The sequence below is a fragment of the Methylobacterium sp. Leaf88 genome, from assembly GCF_001422795.1.
GTDB lineage: Bacteria > Pseudomonadota > Alphaproteobacteria > Rhizobiales > Beijerinckiaceae > Methylobacterium.
In genome coordinates, this window is the sequence record NZ_LMMK01000012.1 from 691,980 (window position 1) to 709,259 (window position 17,280).

The 17,280-nt window shown below is 60.9% G+C and carries 17 protein-coding genes; 5 read left to right on the forward strand and 12 right to left on the reverse strand.

Annotation, left to right across the window (positions count from 1 at the left end; translation table 11 throughout):
• The first annotated feature begins 122 nt into the window (after window positions 1–122).
• On the forward strand, window positions 123–731 hold the full coding sequence (locus tag ASF20_RS23945) for a hypothetical protein (RefSeq protein ID WP_156648002.1): 609 nt from the start codon (window positions 123–125) through the stop codon (window positions 729–731).
• On the opposite strand, the gene rnhA is transcribed toward ASF20_RS23945, so the two are convergent.
• The 3 genes from rnhA to ASF20_RS24920 all read right to left on the reverse strand — a co-directional run bounded on the left by rnhA (window position 728) and on the right by ASF20_RS24920 (window position 5,695).
• Window positions 728–1,192 (reverse strand): ribonuclease HI, encoded by a 465-nt coding sequence (gene rnhA / locus ASF20_RS09615; protein ID WP_056273366.1) that lies wholly within the window; start codon window positions 1,190–1,192, stop codon window positions 728–730. The two genes, ASF20_RS23945 and rnhA, sit on opposite strands and share 4 nt — an antisense overlap.
• 85 nt (window positions 1,193–1,277) lie before the next feature.
• The gene (locus ASF20_RS09620) at window positions 1,278–4,748 is read right to left on the reverse strand and encodes a D-alanyl-D-alanine carboxypeptidase family protein (protein WP_244476384.1); all 3,471 of its coding nucleotides are present in this window, start codon (window positions 4,746–4,748) and stop codon (window positions 1,278–1,280) included.
• Window positions 4,643–5,695 (reverse strand): transglycosylase SLT domain-containing protein, encoded by a 1,053-nt coding sequence (locus tag ASF20_RS24920; protein ID WP_082501252.1) that lies wholly within the window; start codon window positions 5,693–5,695, stop codon window positions 4,643–4,645. The genes ASF20_RS09620 and ASF20_RS24920 overlap by 106 nt, the downstream gene beginning before the upstream one ends.
• Before the next feature lie 238 nt (window positions 5,696–5,933).
• On the opposite strand from ASF20_RS24920, the gene ASF20_RS23215 reads away from it, so the two are divergent.
• Window positions 5,934–6,272: a hypothetical protein gene (locus ASF20_RS23215; protein WP_082501253.1), complete on the forward strand. Its 339-nt coding sequence runs from the start codon at window positions 5,934–5,936 to the stop codon at window positions 6,270–6,272.
• On the opposite strand, the gene ASF20_RS23950 is transcribed toward ASF20_RS23215, so the two are convergent.
• The 6 genes from ASF20_RS23950 to ASF20_RS09650 form a co-directional block, all read right to left on the reverse strand.
• Complete coding sequence (locus ASF20_RS23950) at window positions 6,266–7,015, reverse strand: hypothetical protein (RefSeq protein WP_156648003.1); 750 nt, start codon at window positions 7,013–7,015, stop codon at window positions 6,266–6,268. The two genes, ASF20_RS23215 and ASF20_RS23950, sit on opposite strands and share 7 nt — an antisense overlap.
• A gap of 90 nt (window positions 7,016–7,105) precedes the next feature.
• On the reverse strand, window positions 7,106–7,552 hold the full coding sequence (locus ASF20_RS09635) for a hypothetical protein (RefSeq protein ID WP_244476366.1): 447 nt from the start codon (window positions 7,550–7,552) through the stop codon (window positions 7,106–7,108).
• A 766-nt stretch (window positions 7,553–8,318) separates the two neighbouring features.
• Window positions 8,319–9,002, reverse strand: coding sequence for a recombinase family protein (locus ASF20_RS09640; protein WP_056273800.1), 684 nt, complete (start codon window positions 9,000–9,002; stop codon window positions 8,319–8,321).
• Window positions 9,003–9,096: 94 nt separating this feature from the next.
• Complete coding sequence (locus tag ASF20_RS23955; protein WP_156648004.1) at window positions 9,097–9,294, reverse strand: hypothetical protein; 198 nt, start codon at window positions 9,292–9,294, stop codon at window positions 9,097–9,099.
• A gap of 839 nt (window positions 9,295–10,133) precedes the next feature.
• Window positions 10,134–10,598, reverse strand: coding sequence for a hypothetical protein (locus tag ASF20_RS23960; protein ID WP_156648005.1), 465 nt, complete (start codon window positions 10,596–10,598; stop codon window positions 10,134–10,136).
• 288 nt (window positions 10,599–10,886) lie between these two features.
• Window positions 10,887–11,234, reverse strand: coding sequence for a Rha family transcriptional regulator (locus ASF20_RS09650; protein ID WP_244476367.1), 348 nt, complete (start codon window positions 11,232–11,234; stop codon window positions 10,887–10,889).
• Between the two features lie 191 nt (window positions 11,235–11,425).
• Here ASF20_RS09650 and ASF20_RS09655 point away from each other — a divergent pair, with 191 nt between their 5' ends.
• Window positions 11,426–12,271, forward strand: a complete 846-nt coding sequence (locus ASF20_RS09655) for a hypothetical protein (RefSeq protein ID WP_244476368.1) — start codon at window positions 11,426–11,428, stop codon at window positions 12,269–12,271.
• 39 nt (window positions 12,272–12,310) lie between these two features.
• On the opposite strand, the gene ASF20_RS24925 is transcribed toward ASF20_RS09655, so the two are convergent.
• Window positions 12,311–12,541 (reverse strand): hypothetical protein, encoded by a 231-nt coding sequence (locus ASF20_RS24925; RefSeq protein WP_082501255.1) that lies wholly within the window; start codon window positions 12,539–12,541, stop codon window positions 12,311–12,313.
• Between the two features lie 458 nt (window positions 12,542–12,999).
• Window positions 13,000–13,188 (reverse strand): hypothetical protein, encoded by a 189-nt coding sequence (locus tag ASF20_RS09665; RefSeq protein WP_056273390.1) that lies wholly within the window; start codon window positions 13,186–13,188, stop codon window positions 13,000–13,002.
• A gap of 202 nt (window positions 13,189–13,390) precedes the next feature.
• Here ASF20_RS09665 and ASF20_RS24930 point away from each other — a divergent pair, with 202 nt between their 5' ends.
• Together ASF20_RS24930 and ASF20_RS09670 are read left to right on the forward strand one after the other, a co-directional pair.
• A complete protein-coding gene (locus ASF20_RS24930; RefSeq protein ID WP_244476369.1) occupies window positions 13,391–14,410 on the forward strand; it encodes a plasmid pRiA4b ORF-3 family protein in 1,020 nt (339 codons plus the stop codon).
• A complete protein-coding gene (locus tag ASF20_RS09670) occupies window positions 14,292–15,704 on the forward strand; it encodes a serine protease (protein WP_244476370.1) in 1,413 nt (470 codons plus the stop codon). The genes ASF20_RS24930 and ASF20_RS09670 overlap by 119 nt, the downstream gene beginning before the upstream one ends.
• 91 nt (window positions 15,705–15,795) lie before the next feature.
• Here ASF20_RS09670 and ASF20_RS09675 read toward each other — a convergent pair whose 3' ends face one another.
• A complete protein-coding gene (locus ASF20_RS09675) occupies window positions 15,796–17,268 on the reverse strand; it encodes a hypothetical protein (protein WP_056273397.1) in 1,473 nt (490 codons plus the stop codon).
• Window positions 17,269–17,280 lie beyond the last annotated feature (12 nt).

The window sequence follows — 17,280 nt, forward strand, 5'->3', positions numbered from 1 at the left end:
TGAGAGATGTTAGGATCGCAAAGGCGCAACGCACCGCCCGGCTTTCTACCTCCGGCTATTCCGATACAAGTTGCAGCTTGTTTAGTGCTTGGGGCTGCCTAGGAGAGGCCGGGGATGGGGCGTTGAAGATGCAAAAATCTTTCTCATCAGCAACTAACATAGCCCTGATCGCAGCTGAGATCAGAGCTAATCTGTCGATATGGATGACGCCAGTAGCCTTTGATAAACAGGTCAGAGAAGTAGCCGACGCAGTGGGCCCCTACACTATCTTCAGGTCACCGAAATGGTCGTTTTGGCGCGACGCCTGGACGCTAAGTCAATTCGCCTCCTTGAGCCATGCAGACGCTGTTTGTTTGTCAGGATCGACCGAGCAGTTTCCAGATGGGCATGTGCGGCGCGGAGGAGATGTCTTCGGTGTTGAGGTCACAGAAGCGATGATGCCAGGCAGGCGACGCGCAGAGGAGTTCTCTCTATCTGCTCCGGCACTTCGGGAAGACCCGGGAGAGGAATGGGATAGACGCCTCAACGCTTTGCCAGATGTGCTCGATAGCGCGATAAGTCGAAAAATCTCAAAGCTCTACGGCGCGAAACCCACCCTAGTAGTCTACCTCAACATAAGCGCCTACGGCCATCGGGATAGTGAGATGCGATCGGCGATTGGGCAGGCGAAGGCAAAGTATGTAGATCAGTTTTCCGATCTGTATGTGCTTTGGCAATCTGAGTTGGTTTAACCGCACGCCATCGCGCTCGCGATCCCGTCCACGCGCTCGTTCAGTTCGTGTCCAGCGTGCCCCCTCACCCACACCCAGGTGACGCTCTCGTGCCGCGCTACGGCCATCTCCAGGTTCTGCCATAGCTGCCTGTTCGCCACAGGCTTCCCCCCAGCAGCCTTCCAGCCCTTGGCCTTCCACCCTGGCAGCCACTCGGTGATGCCCTGGATGACGTACTTGCTGTCACCCAGCATGGTGACCACAGCGCAGGGGCTCAGGGCTCCCAGGCCCGCGATGGCTGCCGTCAGCTCCATCTTGTTGTTCGTGGTGTTGGCCTCACGGCCCTTCACGATCTTCTCAGCGCCCGTGCGGGTGTTCACGAGGATGGCCCCATAGCCGCCCCGTCCAGGGTTGCCCTTACAGGCCCCGTCAAAGGCAATGGTGATCTCGCGTGGCGTGCTCTGTGTAGTCTCGTCTGTCATCGTTCGTGATCCTGTTCTGAAACGAAAAAGGGAGGAGCCCTTGCGAGCCCCTCCCGGTTGGTCGTGTGTGATTTGCTCGCCCCGGCTACTTGGCCGGGAGGAGCGATGATGTGGCGTTGATGGTCTGGAGCATCAGTGGATAGTTGTGGAGCACGTTCAGTGCCCTTGAGAGGTTGCGAACGTCTCCGCTGACCAGCTTACCTCCCTCGTGGAAGGAGCTGGTGACACCACCGACCCCCTTCAGGAAGTCGTCAGCGAGCCCGGCAGTGGGGTTGGCAAGCAAGCCTGCTGAGGGGTTCTGAGTGGACCGGGTGTTGAACCACGGATCGAAGCCCATGATGCCAGCACCGAAGTCGAAGGCACCTGGGATGAGGGACGAGGCCCCTGCCCTCTGGAAGCCAGCCATCGCGATCTTGGCATCCGACAGGCGGTCGCTCGCGGCCTTCTTCTTGTCCTCATCGGACATGCCAAGGAGGTTGAGGTTAGTCTGAACGGTGTACGCCATCGTCCCGAACATCATCGAAGCCATGAACCCAAAGAGGTCGTTCAGCTCGTGATTATGAACCGCTGAGAGCGTTTGCTTCGACCAAGCGCCGATGACGAAGTTCCTGAACTGGAACAGTATCTTGGCGAAGGGCGAACCCAGCATCGCGTTCATCTGCCCCAGGTCATTCTGCTGAATGGTCCTGCGGGTCCACGTCGTGATCGCGTGCTCGAAGGCAGAGCGAGCCTGAGGCTCCCACTGCTCCAGACCGAGTATCTGGATGTCGCGTCCACTCTCCCCCTTGATGGTGGCGCTGTGCGTCTTGATCTCCTTCAGCACCCGCTTCTGCATGTTCTGATCGAGGCCGATGAGGCGCATCCGCTTCTCTGAAAGGGCACCATCCTCCAGGGCAGCCGCACGGAACTTCGATACCGCAGCCTTCATCGCCCAACGCTCTTGGAACGTGGTGATGGGGGCCAGGGAGACCATCGAGGTGTACCGTGAAGCCTTCTTGGTGACCTGTTCAGCGGCATCGAGACGAGAATTTCGAGAAGCACCGTCAGCCATCTGAGAGGCCACGTCGTTGCCCTGCCAAGTGATCCCAGAGCCACGCAGGTGGTCCGTACCGCTGGTGAAGGCGTACTCCCAGTCCTCCAGCTCGTCCCGTAGGAGCTTGCCGGTCTTGGCGTCCCGCATGAAGTCACGGAAGCCAGGGATGGTCTGGAGCATGTGCTTGACCCCGAACTCACCGAGGATGCGTCCGAACTCAGCCACTGAGGACCAGCCAGCCTGGGACATCAGGCGCACGAAGTTGACGTTCTGGATCACCCTCATGGCCTGACCGAGCCGCGTCCGGTCCACGCTCTGTGGCACTCCACGGATCGTGTCGTAGGCGAACTGGAGGTCGTTCAGTTCCCGCTCCAGGGTCTTGGCGCGGTCCTGAGGGCGAAGGTCGCTGTCCAGGGCGCGTGCCTGGGCCATGAGCTTCTGCCAGTCGCCATCCGAGTGGATGCCGTCCACGAGGAACTTCGGAGCGTCCCCGTCAGGGTGCCACTTCGGGTTCTCGATCCGCATCTGACCGAAAGCCACGGCACCCGACATCTGCTTATTGTAGGCGTGGACGATGGCGTGCATGTTGTCCTCCCAGAGGTCCGCTATGGCGACCTCACGAGGCCCGTTGCGTCCCTCCAGGGTCATCGAGAAGTTCTCGTCCATGACCGTCCTACGCTTTTGACGGCTCGTCATCGACTTGCCCCCTTCAGCGCCCGCCTTCTCATCAAGCTGGTAGAGGGCTTGGTTCACCTCCACCTCATCGAGCCCGTAGCGCACCAGATCAGCCCGTAAGGTCTCCACGTCAGACCCTGAGAGGGCCTTCATGGTGGTCATCTCCTGCCCTGCATCCACCTTGGCTAGGCGGTCGTAGTAGTAGGAGCCGAGCTTGGCTGCGAACTTGGGATCAAGGTCAGGGTTCTTCCGCTCGATGGCCGTGCCGATGAGCCTGCGAAGCTCGTTACCGTGCTCCATGTTCAGCTCATTGAAGCGACCCCAGTTCGTATACCGCGGGAGGTAGTTCGGGTTGTCAGCCCAGTCCTCAGCACCCGGTAAGGGGCGCATGGTCTCACCGCGCTTGTAGCCAGGGTTACGAGCGTACTCGCGCCAGCTCTCGGACTGCTTCTGCCACGCAGTCGCCATCTGCTTCACAGCAGGATCGACCTGGGCCAGAGGATCGGAGCTGCGGACGGCGTAGGAAATGGAGCGTTGGAACTGCACTTCCTTGCCCCCGAACTCCCAGTCGTACCAAGAGATGTTGTTCCGCTTCCGGTAGTCGCCCGTAGCGGCCTCGTACTCACGCGACCAAGCCGTGTTGGCCTGCTCCTGAAGTTGCCGTGCCTGAGCCTCTACGGGGATGGAGACGGCCTTGGAGGTGTTCTTGTTGCCGACCGTATCCTGCACCAGGGTGTCAGTTAGAGCGGCAACGAGAGGGTTCTTTGAGTTCTTGTGACGGGCCATGTCGAACCGCATCGGGTTCACGAAGGCATCGCCGGTGGCTTCCGTCTCAAGGAGGCTCATCTCGTAGGTGTCAGAGCGGACGGCATCCCTCTGCCAGGGGACTGAGGCGGCACCAGCGGACTTGTTGCTGAAGGCCGTACCACTCTCCAGCTCGGTGCGGAGGGTGTGCATGGACTTCACGGCCTGCTCTGCTGTCTCCTCGATGTGCGTGCCCTTCCAGGCATGACGATTGAGAGCCAGGTATCCCGCAGTGCCCATGACGCCAGCCCAGAGCGCCTCTTGGGTCTCGTAGCCGGGACGGTTGACCATCGCAGGGGCTTCCGATGCCAGGGCACCGATAGCGCCATCAGCAGCAGCGGCACCCAGACGGGCCATACGGCTGCCCTGAACGAGGGCACCAACAGGAGCCAAGACGGACAGGGCGAGCCCCGCAGGGTCAGCCATGCCGGTTGCCATACGGATCAGCATACCGCCACGGGTAGCAGCCAGTCGGCTCTCTCGTTCAGCGTCCCCTTGAGCCTGCTTGATGCGGAAGTCCAAGTCCTGCTCGGACATCGCCTTCGACAGGTAGGGAAGGTAGCGCGGGTCGAGCGCCTTCACGTCATCGTTCTTGGGCACCGAAGCGGGGTCGAAGCCGGGATCGTAGACGGCCTTGTTGTTGGACTTCAGGGCGTTGGCGATCATCCAGTCCTGCGTGGCGGATGCCTGGGCAGCCTGGACGAGGGAGTAGCTCTTGTCCTCCTCGGCCTTCATCCGCAGCCGGTCATCCTCTCGGGTGAACGGGACGCGCTGAGAGGTGCTGGCCGGGTCGCTGGTCATGCCCATCCGGGCGATCTTCGTCGAGCGCGCGTCCAGGGCTTCGATGTGCCACGGCTCGTGACTCATGGGGAACCCAAGGCCGTACTTGGCTGCGTTGGCGTGGAGCCAATCCTTCACAGCCGGGTCACCGTTCATGTTCAGATCAGCGGCACGTCCGTGGTTGTGCTGAGAGTTGCCGGGAGGAGCCACCCACTTCCGAGCAGCCTCCTCCGAGCCGTACTTCTTGACGGCTGCAGCAAACAGCTCGGCCTGACGCTCCGGGGAACGGAAGCCTGAGTTGATCTGGAACTTGCCCGAAGGTTCTCGGGCATGTCCGCGACCATGTTCGCAAGGCGGGACTTCAAGTCCCAGTCCATCTTGTCGAGGTGGGAGGCGTCGTGACCCTTCGCGAGGTACGGCATGAGGTCGATGCGGGGCTTCGGGTGCGAGCCCTCCTCCCCCATCGTGCCACCAGCCCAGGCGTAGAGGTCACCCACCGTCCGCACGTTCTTGAAGATGCCGGGGTTGGAGGCGATGGCCTGGGTGTCGAGGACGCGATCAACCGGAGTGTCGGGAGACGCCTTGAGGATCATGGCTCCACCCGTGGGACCGAAGACCCACCCGAGCTTGCTCTCCGAGGCCGTAGGCGCACGCCCAAGGACGCGCGTCAGGTTCTCGTTGATCTCCCGCATGTAGTACGGGGCGACACGGGCCTGCTGGATGGGGTCCATCCGGTTGTTCAGACCGAGCTGAGGGTAGCGTGCCGAGAGTTCGTTCCACGTCCCGTCCACGATCTGGAACAGGCCCTTGGCGCTGGAGGTACGGGCACGAGCGCTCGGGTTATCGGTGCTCTCGGTGGTCGCAACGCGGCGCATGAGGTTCACGTCAACACCCGCTGAGGCGGATGAACGCTCCAGCTCAGGCTCCCATGGACCGTTCGATACCGGGGCCACGATAGGCTGCACGATACGGGGCGGCTGGATGCCCGTAGGAGCCTCAGGGGCGGGCATCGGGGCAGGAGGCTGGACAATTACCGGGGCAGGCTTGGTGCCCGTCTGCGGGGCTTCTGGGGCCATCACAGGGGCTCTAACGGCCTGCTCCGGAAGGGTGACGGGGGCCGAGGTGGTTTCCTGGGACGTAGGCGTGATGCTCTGGGGAGCGGACACAGGTGTGTCTTCGCTCGCGCCCTGTGACGGGACGGGATCGTTCATGTGATTCTCGCGATGTTAAAGGATTGAGGTTTGAAGAGCCGATTGGCTCAAAGGTTAGAAGCTCGATGCGCTGCCATACAGATCGTGCAGCGTAAGTTCCTGCTGACGTTCATTACGCGTTCATCGGCGTGAAGCAGATGCCAATGCCTACGTGCGACCTTTTGCAAACCGGTAAACCGGAACGAGTGCCTGCCGAGACCGTTGGTTTCGCAATCAGTCATTCAGCAGGAGATACCGGATGCGCAAGTTCGCAATCGTTTCGACCGCAGTTCTCAGCCTTGGCATCCTCGCCGCAGCACCAGCAGAGGCCCGTGGCTTCGGTTACGGAGGTGGCTACGGTCATGGTGGTTATGGTGGCGGCGGCTTCGGTCGTGGCTACGGCGGCGGTTATGGGCGCCGTGGGATCGGAACGGGCGCAGCCATTGGCCTGGGTATCGCGGGCCTCGCAGCAGGCGCGGCAGTCGCTGGGGCCTACGGCGGCGGTTACGGTGGCTACGGCTACGACCGCCCTGTGAGTTACGGCTACGCCCCGGCCTACGGCTATGGCGGTGGTGGCTACTACGGCTCCGGCTACTGAACAGCCGTCCCTAGTTGAGCGAAAAGGGTCACCGAAAGGTGGCCCTTTTTGTGTTGGGTGACGCTTTCAGGCGTGTTGTGGACGTGGGTAATAGACCTTGCTCCCCCGGAGGGTAGGGAAAGCATGAAGTCAGCGGGATGATCCACCGAAACATGGACCTTAGCGACCTTCTCAAGGGGTTTAGCACGACGCAGCTTAGCTGCCTGGAGCTGCCTACTACGGACGCTGAGATAGCGGCTAACAAGCTGCTGGGTAACCGAGAGGATGCCCGCGATCTCCGTGTGCTTGAGACCTGGGTAGTGGTCGCTGAGCCAGAGCACGCTTCCCTGTATGTTCAGGTCATGGCGACCACGATCATCCTTGAAGCCTCTCAGGGCGAGACCGGCCTCTACAACCGCAGGGCTGCCTTCTTCGGCTTCCATTTCTTCAGAAGTCGTAGACCACCGCTCGGCAATCCACGTTTGCCCCTCGGGGCTTACGACATCGAAGGGGTACTGGCCCTTACGTTTCGCCGGAACGTGCTTGCCGAGGCCCTGTGTTACGACCCACGGCATGAGATGATGACGGTTGTGCGCCCTTCCTCCCGTGACGTAGAGGAAGTTCATCTTTCGCAGGACAGCGCGCACCTTGACCCTGCTGACGCTGTATCGGTCTCCTAGCTCTGTGAGGGTGATCCAGTCTCCTGCACTGACAGTTAGGAGCTCGCCGGTTTTCCGGTCGAGAACGGTATCGGTGTATTCCATTCTATGTTTTCGGGCGTGTTGTGGACGTAGGTAATAGACCTTGCTCCCCCGGAGGGATGACAGGGCAGGCTTGATGGGCAGGTATGGACTTCATTGAAGTGCCTCCAGGGCTCCAGCCAGAGACCTCATCTGCTGCTGCTTCGCCTCCTCCTGCTCCCGTTCGAGCTTGGCGAGATACAAACCCACACCACCAAGGGCATCGGCTACCCACTGACCAAAGACCATGACGGCACGCGGTGTCAGCTCACGGTAGGCTTTATGAGTCTTCCCGGTCTTGTGGTTGTACCAAGAGCCCGCGTTTAGCTCGGTCAGCCCACGCAGTCGTCTGACGAGCTGGAACCGGAAGGCAGCATCTGAACGGAACTGTCGAGGCTGACGATCCTGCAAGAGGAACATGGCGAAGGTCGTATCGAGCACCCTCAAGGGCTCCACGTTGCTGGCAAGCTGGACCACCTCCTGGGCTGCGATCCGGTCAGGGCGATAACCTGCCTGACCACGCTGGAAGGCTGCCAGGACGCGACGAGCGTGCTCCAGCACCGCGTTCCACCGGGCCTCGCACTCAGCCCAGAGAGGGCTTGTCTCATTCCTCGCGATGCGTGCTCGGACGAGCTTCAGGTGTGGGGTGAGGTCGGCCTTGGTGATGCTCTCCTGCTCCGGGTGGCCGTGACGCCGAGAGCGGGAACGATGGGTTTGGCAGAACGCCCCATAGCGAGACGTTCGCGCGCCACAGCCGGGCGCACGGCAAGATCGGACTGTCATGTGTGATGATCCTGGGTAGTAGGCCGTAAGGGCCGCGTAAGGCGGCGTTAGGTTGGCCTAGAAGGGGAACTGAGCCCGTCCTCTGAGGGACAGACGCGCAGGCAGATGGAAGCCCCTGCGGAGGCAGCGATGGTCTTCCTGCCCGTGTGCGGGGCAATCGGGGATAGGGACGCGCTGGAGCAATAAGGCTTGTAGCAAGTGTGCGGGGCAATCGATGGTGGAGCCTTAGCGGCTCGGCCGGTTTCCTAGTGTGTCGGGTAATCCCTCGCAGCCGGTCGTATCAGTTGGCGATTGCTGCTTCCTAGTATGCGGGGTAACCCTGGGTTCTTGAGCTAAGCAACTGAAGCTACGGCATTTACAGCCGATCTGCACTCAGCGAGTTCGAAGCCTCCTAGAACCCTCGGAAGAGTGCGAGCACGATCAGCGTGAGCACAGCCGAGATGAGGATCGAGCCGAGACAGCCCAGCCGGTTGGAAAAGAAGAAGAACATGCCTGACAAGCGCCTTAGAGACCGCAAGGTTACCCAGGAGCGACACAGCGGGCGCTACACGACCTTTGCGAGCACCCTCGACACCTGCATGGGCGACCACTCACCGCCTCGTGCAGTGGGGATGCCGCGCTTGTTCAGGGCTCGCGCGAGGGCACCGTAGGAGGTCACTCCAGCGGCCCGAAGCTCTGCGATGATGGGCGCGAGGTCAGCAGCCCGTCCATTCGCCTTGGCTGTCCGAGTGGCTCGACCCGCTTCCCTGGTGGCATCCGACATCACCACGCCCCGATTACCTCCGAGCTTCTGTCCACGCTTCTTCGCAGCCTGGAGGGCAGCCTTGGTGCGGCTGGCTATCATCCCGGCTTCCAGCTCTGCCACTGAGGCCATCTGCTGGAGCAGGAAGCGTCCTGTTGGTCCTTCGATTTCAGGGAGGTCGCAGAACCGGACATCAACGCCTGCCTCAAGAAGCCGATGGAGGAAAGCTGACGAACGCGTGAGCCTTGAGACATTGGCAACGATGAGCGGGATGCGATGTAGGCGAGCCGTTGCAAGGGCACGCCCAAGCTCGGGACGCTCGCTCTTACGCCCGCTCTCGACTTCCACGAACTCCGCGCGGATGCTCCAGTCACCACCGTTCAGGTAGCGAGCCACGGTCTCCTTCTGCGCCTCTAGGCCGAGACCTGACGCGCCCTGTCGAGCCGTACTCACGCGGTAGTAGGCGACGAAAGCACCCTGCGCCATGGCCATCACACTCCAGTCAACGAACGTTGACCAGATTGTTATGCTGCGCTTGGCATACCGTCAAGGCGCGTGGAATGGTGTGAGCGGCTGCGCTTCAGGGGGACTTGTTGAGCCTTGCGGGATCGTAGCGCCCGAACTCATCCAAAGTGGAAGCGTCAACGTCCTCAGCCGTACCGGGAAGGATTTCGCCGCGCGCTTCATCTCGGATGCGGCTCTCCGGGCTTTTGAGCGGCGGGTAAACCCATTCGTCCTTCGCGGCATCCCATACCCGGAAGTGATGCACAGTCACCATGCGGTACGCTCCATGTGTGGCGGGAGGCAGCATCTGATCCGCCTGTCAGCAAGCCTATCAAACCACGCCCGTTCCGCCTGCCATCACCCCCAGTCGCGGTTACGCGCGTGCTTCTCACGTGCGCCTGAGCGCGATACTCGCGGGCGATACCACGCCATGCCGCGCGAGGGGTGCCGAGGGGGAAACTGGCGAACTCGAATGTGTCGATGCCGCCTCGTAAATCTGCGGAAAACATTTTGCCTTCCGAGGCAAAGCTCGGCTCTTAGATTGTTTGGATCGAGCTTCTCTATGCCCTGGACGTACATGCCGTTCTGGCGGATCGCGGGGAGCCTGGGGTAGTCGAATGTCCAGCCCTAAAGACAATGGGCACCCTGTTCGGATGCCCATCTCAAGCGCCACTGTAGTGCCCACTAGGGGGCGTGAATGGTGTGAAGGTAGTCAGGCGGCGGAAAGACCATCCAGGCCGCTGGTGGGCTTGTACGGGCGGCACAGGATGATGTGTGTCGCTCCTAGATGGAGCTGAATGGAGCTGCTCTGCCTGACACACTCAAACCACCGTCTCCCGTAGTTATCTGGGGTCCGACTGACGTATAACTCACCGAAGTGAGGGACATCTACGTAGCAGCGACTGAGACCGAACTCCAACTCACAGCCCAAGAACTTCACAAGCATCGTTTTCACCCCTACCACTCGGCCACATCAGCGGTGGACGACTGCGGTTATCCAGATAAGTTCCGAAGATGTCCACGCGGCAAGAAGCTCGATTGATCTGGCTCCCAAATAGAGCTTAGATGCGCAAATGGTATTACAGGAGTGAAATCAATCCATCCGTGAAACAATCAACTCATGGATTTGGATAAAGTGCTCCTGTCGTCTCCGCCCCAGCCTGACAGGAACTCTACGGCAGTCGGAGCCGATAGGGTGACCTTCTCGCCCAACTGGATGGACACAAGTTCCGACACGAACGTTCGCCCCTTCCGCGTCAAGAACGCTACCTTCCTGCGGTACTCCTGCGGGTCGTCTATCGTCTCAATGAGACCCAGCCCCGGCATGTCTCTGCGATGTCGCTCACCAAGGGCCATGAGGTTCCGTGAAATAGAGGCATGAGCAAGCCCCGCAGCAGCACCTAACTGCTTCATATTGATCCCAGGCCGCTGAGCAACCTCAAGAACGATCTGGAGGGCATGAGGCGTCATCAGGTCGAGCCACCTCCCATCCTCTCGCTTGACGTTCCCAGCATGTCTGGCAGCACGGGTTATCCTGATGAGCTTGGCAACTTCGATGGAGGGAGCGGGATGGCTCACGTATGCGCTGCTGTATAAGACGGTGGATCGGATAGGCGCATCTGTCACAGCCACTTGCACCAGCGTCAAGTGTGCTATTCGCGCAGTTTACACCTCTACTTCACACCACAGGACTATCAGTCCCCGTGTGTAGCCGAGCCACCCCCTGCCCAACCCATTGATCTACATGCGCCATCCAATACTCATTCGCGACCATAATCAGCCGTGTGGCGGTACGTGTGGCGGTCGCGAACAGTCGGAAAAAATCACAGGAGGATAGCTCGGCTCACCTCCAACCACGCTGAGTGCTCAAGGACGGGCCATCCTTAGGGCCTCGACATGCGTGGGGATGCGTGGTGCCTGCTGCGCCTCCAGCTCCTGCCAGCGGTCGATGATCGCGGCTCGGAGTTCCACCGAGTAGCCCGAGACGAGGATCAGGCACTCGCGCTTGGGCAGGCTGTAGATGCCAATGTTGCGGCGGGAATGGTTTGGACCGTCGATCCAAGCTGTTGAGCAGAACTGCTCACCTGCTTCCCCCAGGTGCGCGAACATAGTGCGGATGTCCCGCTTAACATCTGGGTGACGCTTCCCGGTGCGCTCTGCGATCTCCAGGCTCGACATCGTGAGCCCGTTCGGGATGGCGGTCAGCATGTTCATGGTGTGCTCCTTCAGGGCCGCCCAACGAGGAGTGCAGTGGGGCATTGACTGAGGCGCACAGCTGCGCCTAACTCGTATAGCAAGTGCTATGAATAAGGTTGTAACCCATGTGGGGTCCGTGGTGCCGAAAAGTGCGCTTACCTTCCGCTGGGGTGCTCGCGTTCACGGTACTGTCCGCTGGACAGGTGCCTTTGTCATCGGCCGTCCTGGCTCAGTCACTACCGACCGCCGCTGAAAACCTCACTCCTGGCGACATCGACAGTGAGCACCTGTTCGGCTTCACGGAAGGCAGCGACCTCGGCGTGCCCGGTGAAGCGGAGCTAGAATGGGAGACCTCGGGACGACTGGGCAAACGTCTGGGGCGGTTCGTAGCTATCGACAGTGGGCTTGCACTGAAGGTACCCCTGACGAGTGACTTCCGGCTTGCCCCCGGCATCACTTTCAATGCCTACAATGTTGGTTCCCCTGGCACGCCAACGCGCCTGAGCGGGGGCATCGCGGGAGCGTTCTTGGAAAGTCGCTTCCGCCTTCTCGACCGTCGAACCGGCCCATTCAGTCTCACCCTTAACATCGTGCCGAGCTACAACGGCGTGGATAGTGGCTCTGGGGTGGGGGCGCGCAGCTTCGGTACAGAGGTCGGGCTACTTGCAGATTACGAGCTGATCCCAGGCAAGCTCGTTGCGGCCCTCAACGCCGGCTTCGCCTTCGCGTCTACGCGGCTCAACAGCGGAGACGAGCTGGTGCTTGGGTCAAGCACGGAGCTGGCCGGAGCCATTGCCTACCAAGTCCGAGCTGGCTTGTTCGTCGGCGGCGAGGCCCGTTACGCGCGCACCTACGAAGGTCTGATGCTCGATCAACTTGCTGGGCAGGCGGTCTACCTCGGACCGACCATCTACACGACCCTTACGCCCCATGCCTGGGCATCGTTCACATGGAGCTTTCAGGTGGCTGGAAAGGCGGTCGGAGAGCCGGGGCCGCTCGATCTGACGAGCTTCGACCGTCATCAGATGCGGCTCAGAGTTGGCTACAGCTTCTGACGCCTTGGATGGCTTCTACGAGCACCGTAGAGCGCTTTATCAGGCTTCCTCGGCGGCATCGTGCAGACCTCCACGCACGTAGCCCCGTGAGATGAGCCGGCTGTGTGCTCGGGCTCGCCTGTCGCCCTCCATGAGGTCCGCTAGAGCGTCCGTGATGGCGATGCGGAGTGCCTGTCCCTCGTCACCCGCAGTCGTCACAAGATAGGCTTGAGCGATGGCCTCGATGGGACAGGAGGAGATGGGCGGGCGGGTGTCTTCTCTCGGTGCCACGCGATGATGCCCCTTCGATCCGCAATGAGAACGGAAAGGGAACGAGCCACAAGCCAATGGGTTCGGTCAAGGGAATGAGGAATGTTTGGGCCGTCTGCCCGCCCTCAAACCCTCCAATAGCTCAGCGCCCGAGCCTTCGCGTTCCCGAGCAGGGCCGCCGCGAGGTAGGAGACCTCAACAGTCACCAACATCAGCACCGTGCCCAGAAGAACGGACTGCAATGGCCGGTGGCTAAGGGCGCCCTCCAGCCCAATGGCAACAGCCAGGACCGACACGAGGATTAGCAAGCCCCGCACCGTGAAAGTCCGGCTGGCAGCAGCTCCAAGAAGGGCGAAACAGAGGTACAACATGGCGTCACCGAAGGTAGGGCCGGCCAGACTACCTACGTACCCATAGAGGACAAGAGTTAATAATAGGCATACTTGTGCTCTGCGGTATTAGCTCTGCACTGCAAAAATCTAGCCCATCAGCAGCAGCATGATGTTGAATGCAGCCCAGCAGAGAAAGACTACCCACGCCAGCGTCGCTGCAAGGCTGAGCGCCAGGAACAGAGGGACTGGCAGCCGCTGCAAGGCATCCACAGCCGCAGCGAGCTTGGTCCGCAACGCAAGCCAGCCCGAGGGCGGCTTAGAGTGGTTCGCCTTCATGGCCGGGACTTCGCTCGCCAACTTGACGTCTACCCCGGCAGCGCCAGTGGGTAGCCCCGGGAAGGGCAGAATGAACGTCTTGCGAGAAGAAACCGTTGCAGCAGTTGCAGCGTGGATGGTTTTCGCCAGCTAGGGTTACCGGCCTTTGGCATGTCTCTAGGGGCCTTGCGTCCCTGCGCACTCCCCTGGTTAGCTCCTGGGCATGAGCTACGTGGACCGCATCGCGCGCCTGCGCATCACCCTCAATGACACCGAGCCGCCCATCTGGCGAACTGTCGAGGTGCCGCTCACGACCAGCCTCAAGGGCCTCCATGAGGTCATCCAGGCGGCGATGCCGTTCGAGGACTACCACCTGTTCGACTTCCGTGTGGGTGAGCGGCGCTACGCCATCCCTGCCCCTGAGTTCGATGGGCCCGAGACCCGCGACGCGAAGTTAACGAAGCTCGGGCTGATCCTTGAGCGCGGGGCGACAGAGTTCCTTTACACCTACGATTTCGGGGACAACTGGCAGCACACGGTGACAGTCGAAGAGGTCACGGAAGCGGACCCAGCCGTGGCCTATCCGCGCCTCGTAGCGGGCGAGAGACGGGCACCTCCTGAGGACGTAGGGGGCACCTGGGGCTTTGAGGAGTTCGTGGAGGCGATGACCAAGCCTCGGCACCGCGAAAAGAAAGCGATGCTGGAGTGGTACGGTGGCCCCTTCGATCCTGAGACGATGGACCTTGAGGCCATTGAGGCGGGTATGAGCAAGCTCGCTCAACGGCGCGCTAAGGGATTGGCAGGGTTCGCTAAGAGCCGGAAGAAATCGGCCTATGGGTTTTCGGCGCTGTCAGTCATCGGGGCTAGCCATAAAACAGTGGCAACCATCAAAGCACCAAGGTGTGTAGTCCAGCGAACAAAGCCTTCCCGCCTGATTGCATCCAGTTGCATAAGCCCTACAACTGGTTGTCTGGCGATCTCTAGGGCATCTACTAATGCGTTCGGCCGCTCTCATTCTGCTCGCAGGGCTCCATGCCTTTCCAGCGGTTGCACAAACGAGAACGCCGGAATTCACCTACGCGGAGAGTGTGTTCAACGAGGGCTTGGATTTCCGTGCTCGTGTCATGGTGCAGGTGCTGCTGATCGCGACAGGGCACCAGAACTCGGTTCCCACCGAACAGTTCGGCTTGCGGACCTTCACGGCGCTCAAGAGGTTCCAGAACGAGAACAACCTTCGTCCTGATGGTGCCGCTAATCGGATGACCACAGACCGCCTGTACGAGGCTGGACGGGCGAACCTCGACTCTTGGAGCTTCAAGCTCACTTCCCATCCCTGGCGAGGACGACCAATCTGGATGCCTCAAGGCATGGGGCTGCGCTCTGTCACCAACAAGAACGGCTTGAGCTACCATGATCCGAATGGGCGACTTCGGGTCGCCTATAACCACTTCCAGGGCGTCGGTGCGGAGGTCGCCTATTCAGACCTTCTCGAAAAGATGCGCCGAGACCGCTTCGTGGTCCACTACAGCGTCATCAAGGATGGGTGGTTCGTCATCTCTGCGACCACGCCCAGTGGCGAAGACGAGTATGTGCGTTACCACCAAGACGGAGATGGCATCCTCGGCTTCACGCTGTTCTGGAACAACGAGCGGGGCAACGTCAGCGGAGAGCGTGTCGCCATCCTGATGTCGGCATCTCTTGGTTCCGTAATGAACGGACGCCCGATGATCGAGCCCCCTGGACCACCTCAGGCCAACGCTCAGGTTGCAACCGTGCCCCTTCAGGTCCCTGTCCCAGTGCAGCCTGCCGCCCGTGAGACACCGCCTGTCACAGCGCCCCTGCCTCCTCCTGCTGCCGTGTCCCCACCTGCCCCGGTCCCTCCAGTGACACCGAAGGCTGAGGAGAAGGGCATCTCCACGGGCACCGGCTTCTTCGTGGACGCCAAGGGCAACCTCATCACGAACGCCCATGTCGTGAAGGACTGCAAGGTGGTCGTGGTCAAGCTGACGGACGGCAAGCCCGTTCACAAGGCCCGTGTGGTCGCCACGGACACCAGCAATGACCTTGCTCTCTTGGCTGTCGAGGATGCCGTTGGGACCAAGTTCGCGTCACTCCGTATGGGTACGCGTCTGGGCGAGGGCGTCGCAGTGTTTGGCTACCCCCACGCAGACATCCTAGCGAGTTCGGGCAACTTTACCTTGGGCAACGTCACTGCTTTGTCAGGGCTTGGTGATGACAGCCGCTACTACCAAATCTCAGCGCCGGTCCAGCAGGGCAACTCAGGGGGACCGCTACTGGACAACTACGGTAACGCTGTGGGGGTCGTGGCTGCGAAGCTGAACGTCCTCAAGATGGCGATGGCCTCAGGCGATTTCGCCCAGAACATCAACTTCGCGATCAAGACGACCATGCTCGCCACTTTCCTAGAGGCCAATCAGGTCACGATGCAGCCGGGGGTCACTACCGGGGCCAAGCTCGATCCAGCCGACCTTGCTGACGCCGCCAAGAGCATGAGCGGGTTCGTCGCCTGCCAATAGCAAGGCCCAGCAGTAGGCTCCAACCTTCTACCTGAGCACAATGAAGTCCGATGGGGTGGTGCTCATGCGAACACCACCGCCTCAACGGAACTCACTTCGGCTCTGAGGGGGCTTCAGATGCTGTACCGTCCTTAGCAGGCTGACCCGAGAGCTGCTGACGAGTTTCAGCCAGCTTGCTCTGGGTGTCGGAAAGCTCCTTGCGCGTGGCACCGAGGCGGCCCTCTAACTCTGCTACTTCCTTGTTACGGGTCGATACATTCTCAGTCAGAGTTCCAAGCTGCGCCTGCGCCTCGGCCTGCTGCTTCTTGAGAGTTTCCAGCTCGGCCGCATTGCGCTGACGCTCTGCATCCAGCTTCGACACTGCCGCCTGCAACTCACCGCTCTGAGACGTCAACCGTTCACGCTCAGCCTGCGAACTCGCGACTTCCTTCTGTGCCTTATCGAGGCCCTCGCGAGCTTGCTGAAGCTGCTGATTGGCCTGGGTCAGAGCTGAGGAGAGCTTGTCCCGGTTAGAGATCTGTTCGGCAATCGCCTTCTCAAGCTGCGCACGCTCGGCGGTGAGCTTGTCTCGGCTGCCTTGTGCCGCATCCAACTCCTTCTGAGTGGATGCCAAGCTGGAGCGCACCTGTTCGAGCTTCTGATTGGCTTCGGTGACACTGGAGGTGAGCTGGTCGCGCTCGCTCGTCAGGGTTTTGATGGCGTTCTGCGTCTCGGTACGCTGAGCCTGAAGGCTATCTCGCTCGGCTTGGGCGCGGGACAGGTCACCCTGCGTTGCCGTGAGGCTCTGACGTGCCTGCTCAAGCTGCTGGTTGGTTTGCGTCATGGAAGCAGCAAGCTGGTCACTCTTGGCCTTCAATTCACTGAGAGCCTGCTCGGCTTCCTGACGCTGCTTGGAGGCTTGCTCGCTTCCAGCCTTCGCATCTGAGAGTTCCCTCTGTGCAACAGCGACAGCCTCTCGCGTCTGCTGCTGGAACTGCTCCAGCTTTGCGTTGTTCGTCGCCTTCGTTTCAACCTCCTGCGACAAGCCCTTGAGGCCGGCTCGCAGCTTCGCCTCCTGCTGTCGTGCCGCATCAATCATGCGGTCCAGGTCGGTAAGCTCACGTGTGCGGGTTGCGGCACCTTGTTCGGCTTCGGAGGCTGCTTGCCGCAGAGGTTCGAGCTTCTGTGCCTGAGCCTGAAGGTCTGCAAAGCGCTGAGCTTCCTGCTGAGCGGCCTTCCCTGCCTCGGCCGCACGCACCTCGGCCGCAGCTTGAGCCTCCTTCAGGGCTGCTACCTGCGCAACAGCTTCTGCGACCAACTCGCTTCCACGCCGCCGCTGAGCTTCCACCAGAGCGGCCTTCTCCTGCAGCTCGCTCACCGTACCAAGAGCCGACCGCTGTTTGACGAACTCCTGTTGCAGGGCGATCTGGCTCTCCATCTGGGTCGCAAGCTGCGCCTCCAAGGCTCGCCGCTGTCTGCCGTGGACCACCGTCACGACCAGCAGCCACAGCAGAAGCACGACAGCCACAACCGCAAGGCTGAACGTGAGTGGCCGACGCAGCTCCGAACGAACATCGGTTGCCATTGAACTGCCTCG

Bases quoted from the DNA above. Each gene is read 5' to 3' on its own strand.
- ASF20_RS09650 (WP_244476367.1), bottom strand. From the start codon at position 11,234: ATGAACATGCTGACCGCCATCCCGAACGGGCTCACGATGTCGAGCCTG.
- ASF20_RS23215 (WP_082501253.1), top strand. From the start codon at position 5,934: ATGCGCAAGTTCGCAATCGTTTCGACCGCAGTTCTCAGCCTTGGCATC.
- rnhA (WP_056273366.1), bottom strand. From the start codon at position 1,192: ATGACAGACGAGACTACACAGAGCACGCCACGCGAGATCACCATTGCC.
- ASF20_RS23950 (WP_156648003.1), bottom strand. From the start codon at position 7,015: ATGGAATACACCGATACCGTTCTCGACCGGAAAACCGGCGAGCTCCTA.
- ASF20_RS09670 (WP_244476370.1), top strand. From the start codon at position 14,292: ATGGTGCAGGTGCTGCTGATCGCGACAGGGCACCAGAACTCGGTTCCC.
- ASF20_RS09675 (WP_056273397.1), bottom strand. From the start codon at position 17,268: ATGGCAACCGATGTTCGTTCGGAGCTGCGTCGGCCACTCACGTTCAGC.
- ASF20_RS24930 (WP_244476369.1), top strand. From the start codon at position 13,391: ATGAGCTACGTGGACCGCATCGCGCGCCTGCGCATCACCCTCAATGAC.
- ASF20_RS23955 (WP_156648004.1), bottom strand. From the start codon at position 9,294: ATGGTGACTGTGCATCACTTCCGGGTATGGGATGCCGCGAAGGACGAA.
- ASF20_RS09665 (WP_056273390.1), bottom strand. From the start codon at position 13,188: ATGAAGGCGAACCACTCTAAGCCGCCCTCGGGCTGGCTTGCGTTGCGG.
- ASF20_RS24920 (WP_082501252.1), bottom strand. From the start codon at position 5,695: ATGAACGATCCCGTCCCGTCACAGGGCGCGAGCGAAGACACACCTGTG.
- ASF20_RS09640 (WP_056273800.1), bottom strand. From the start codon at position 9,002: ATGGCGCAGGGTGCTTTCGTCGCCTACTACCGCGTGAGTACGGCTCGA.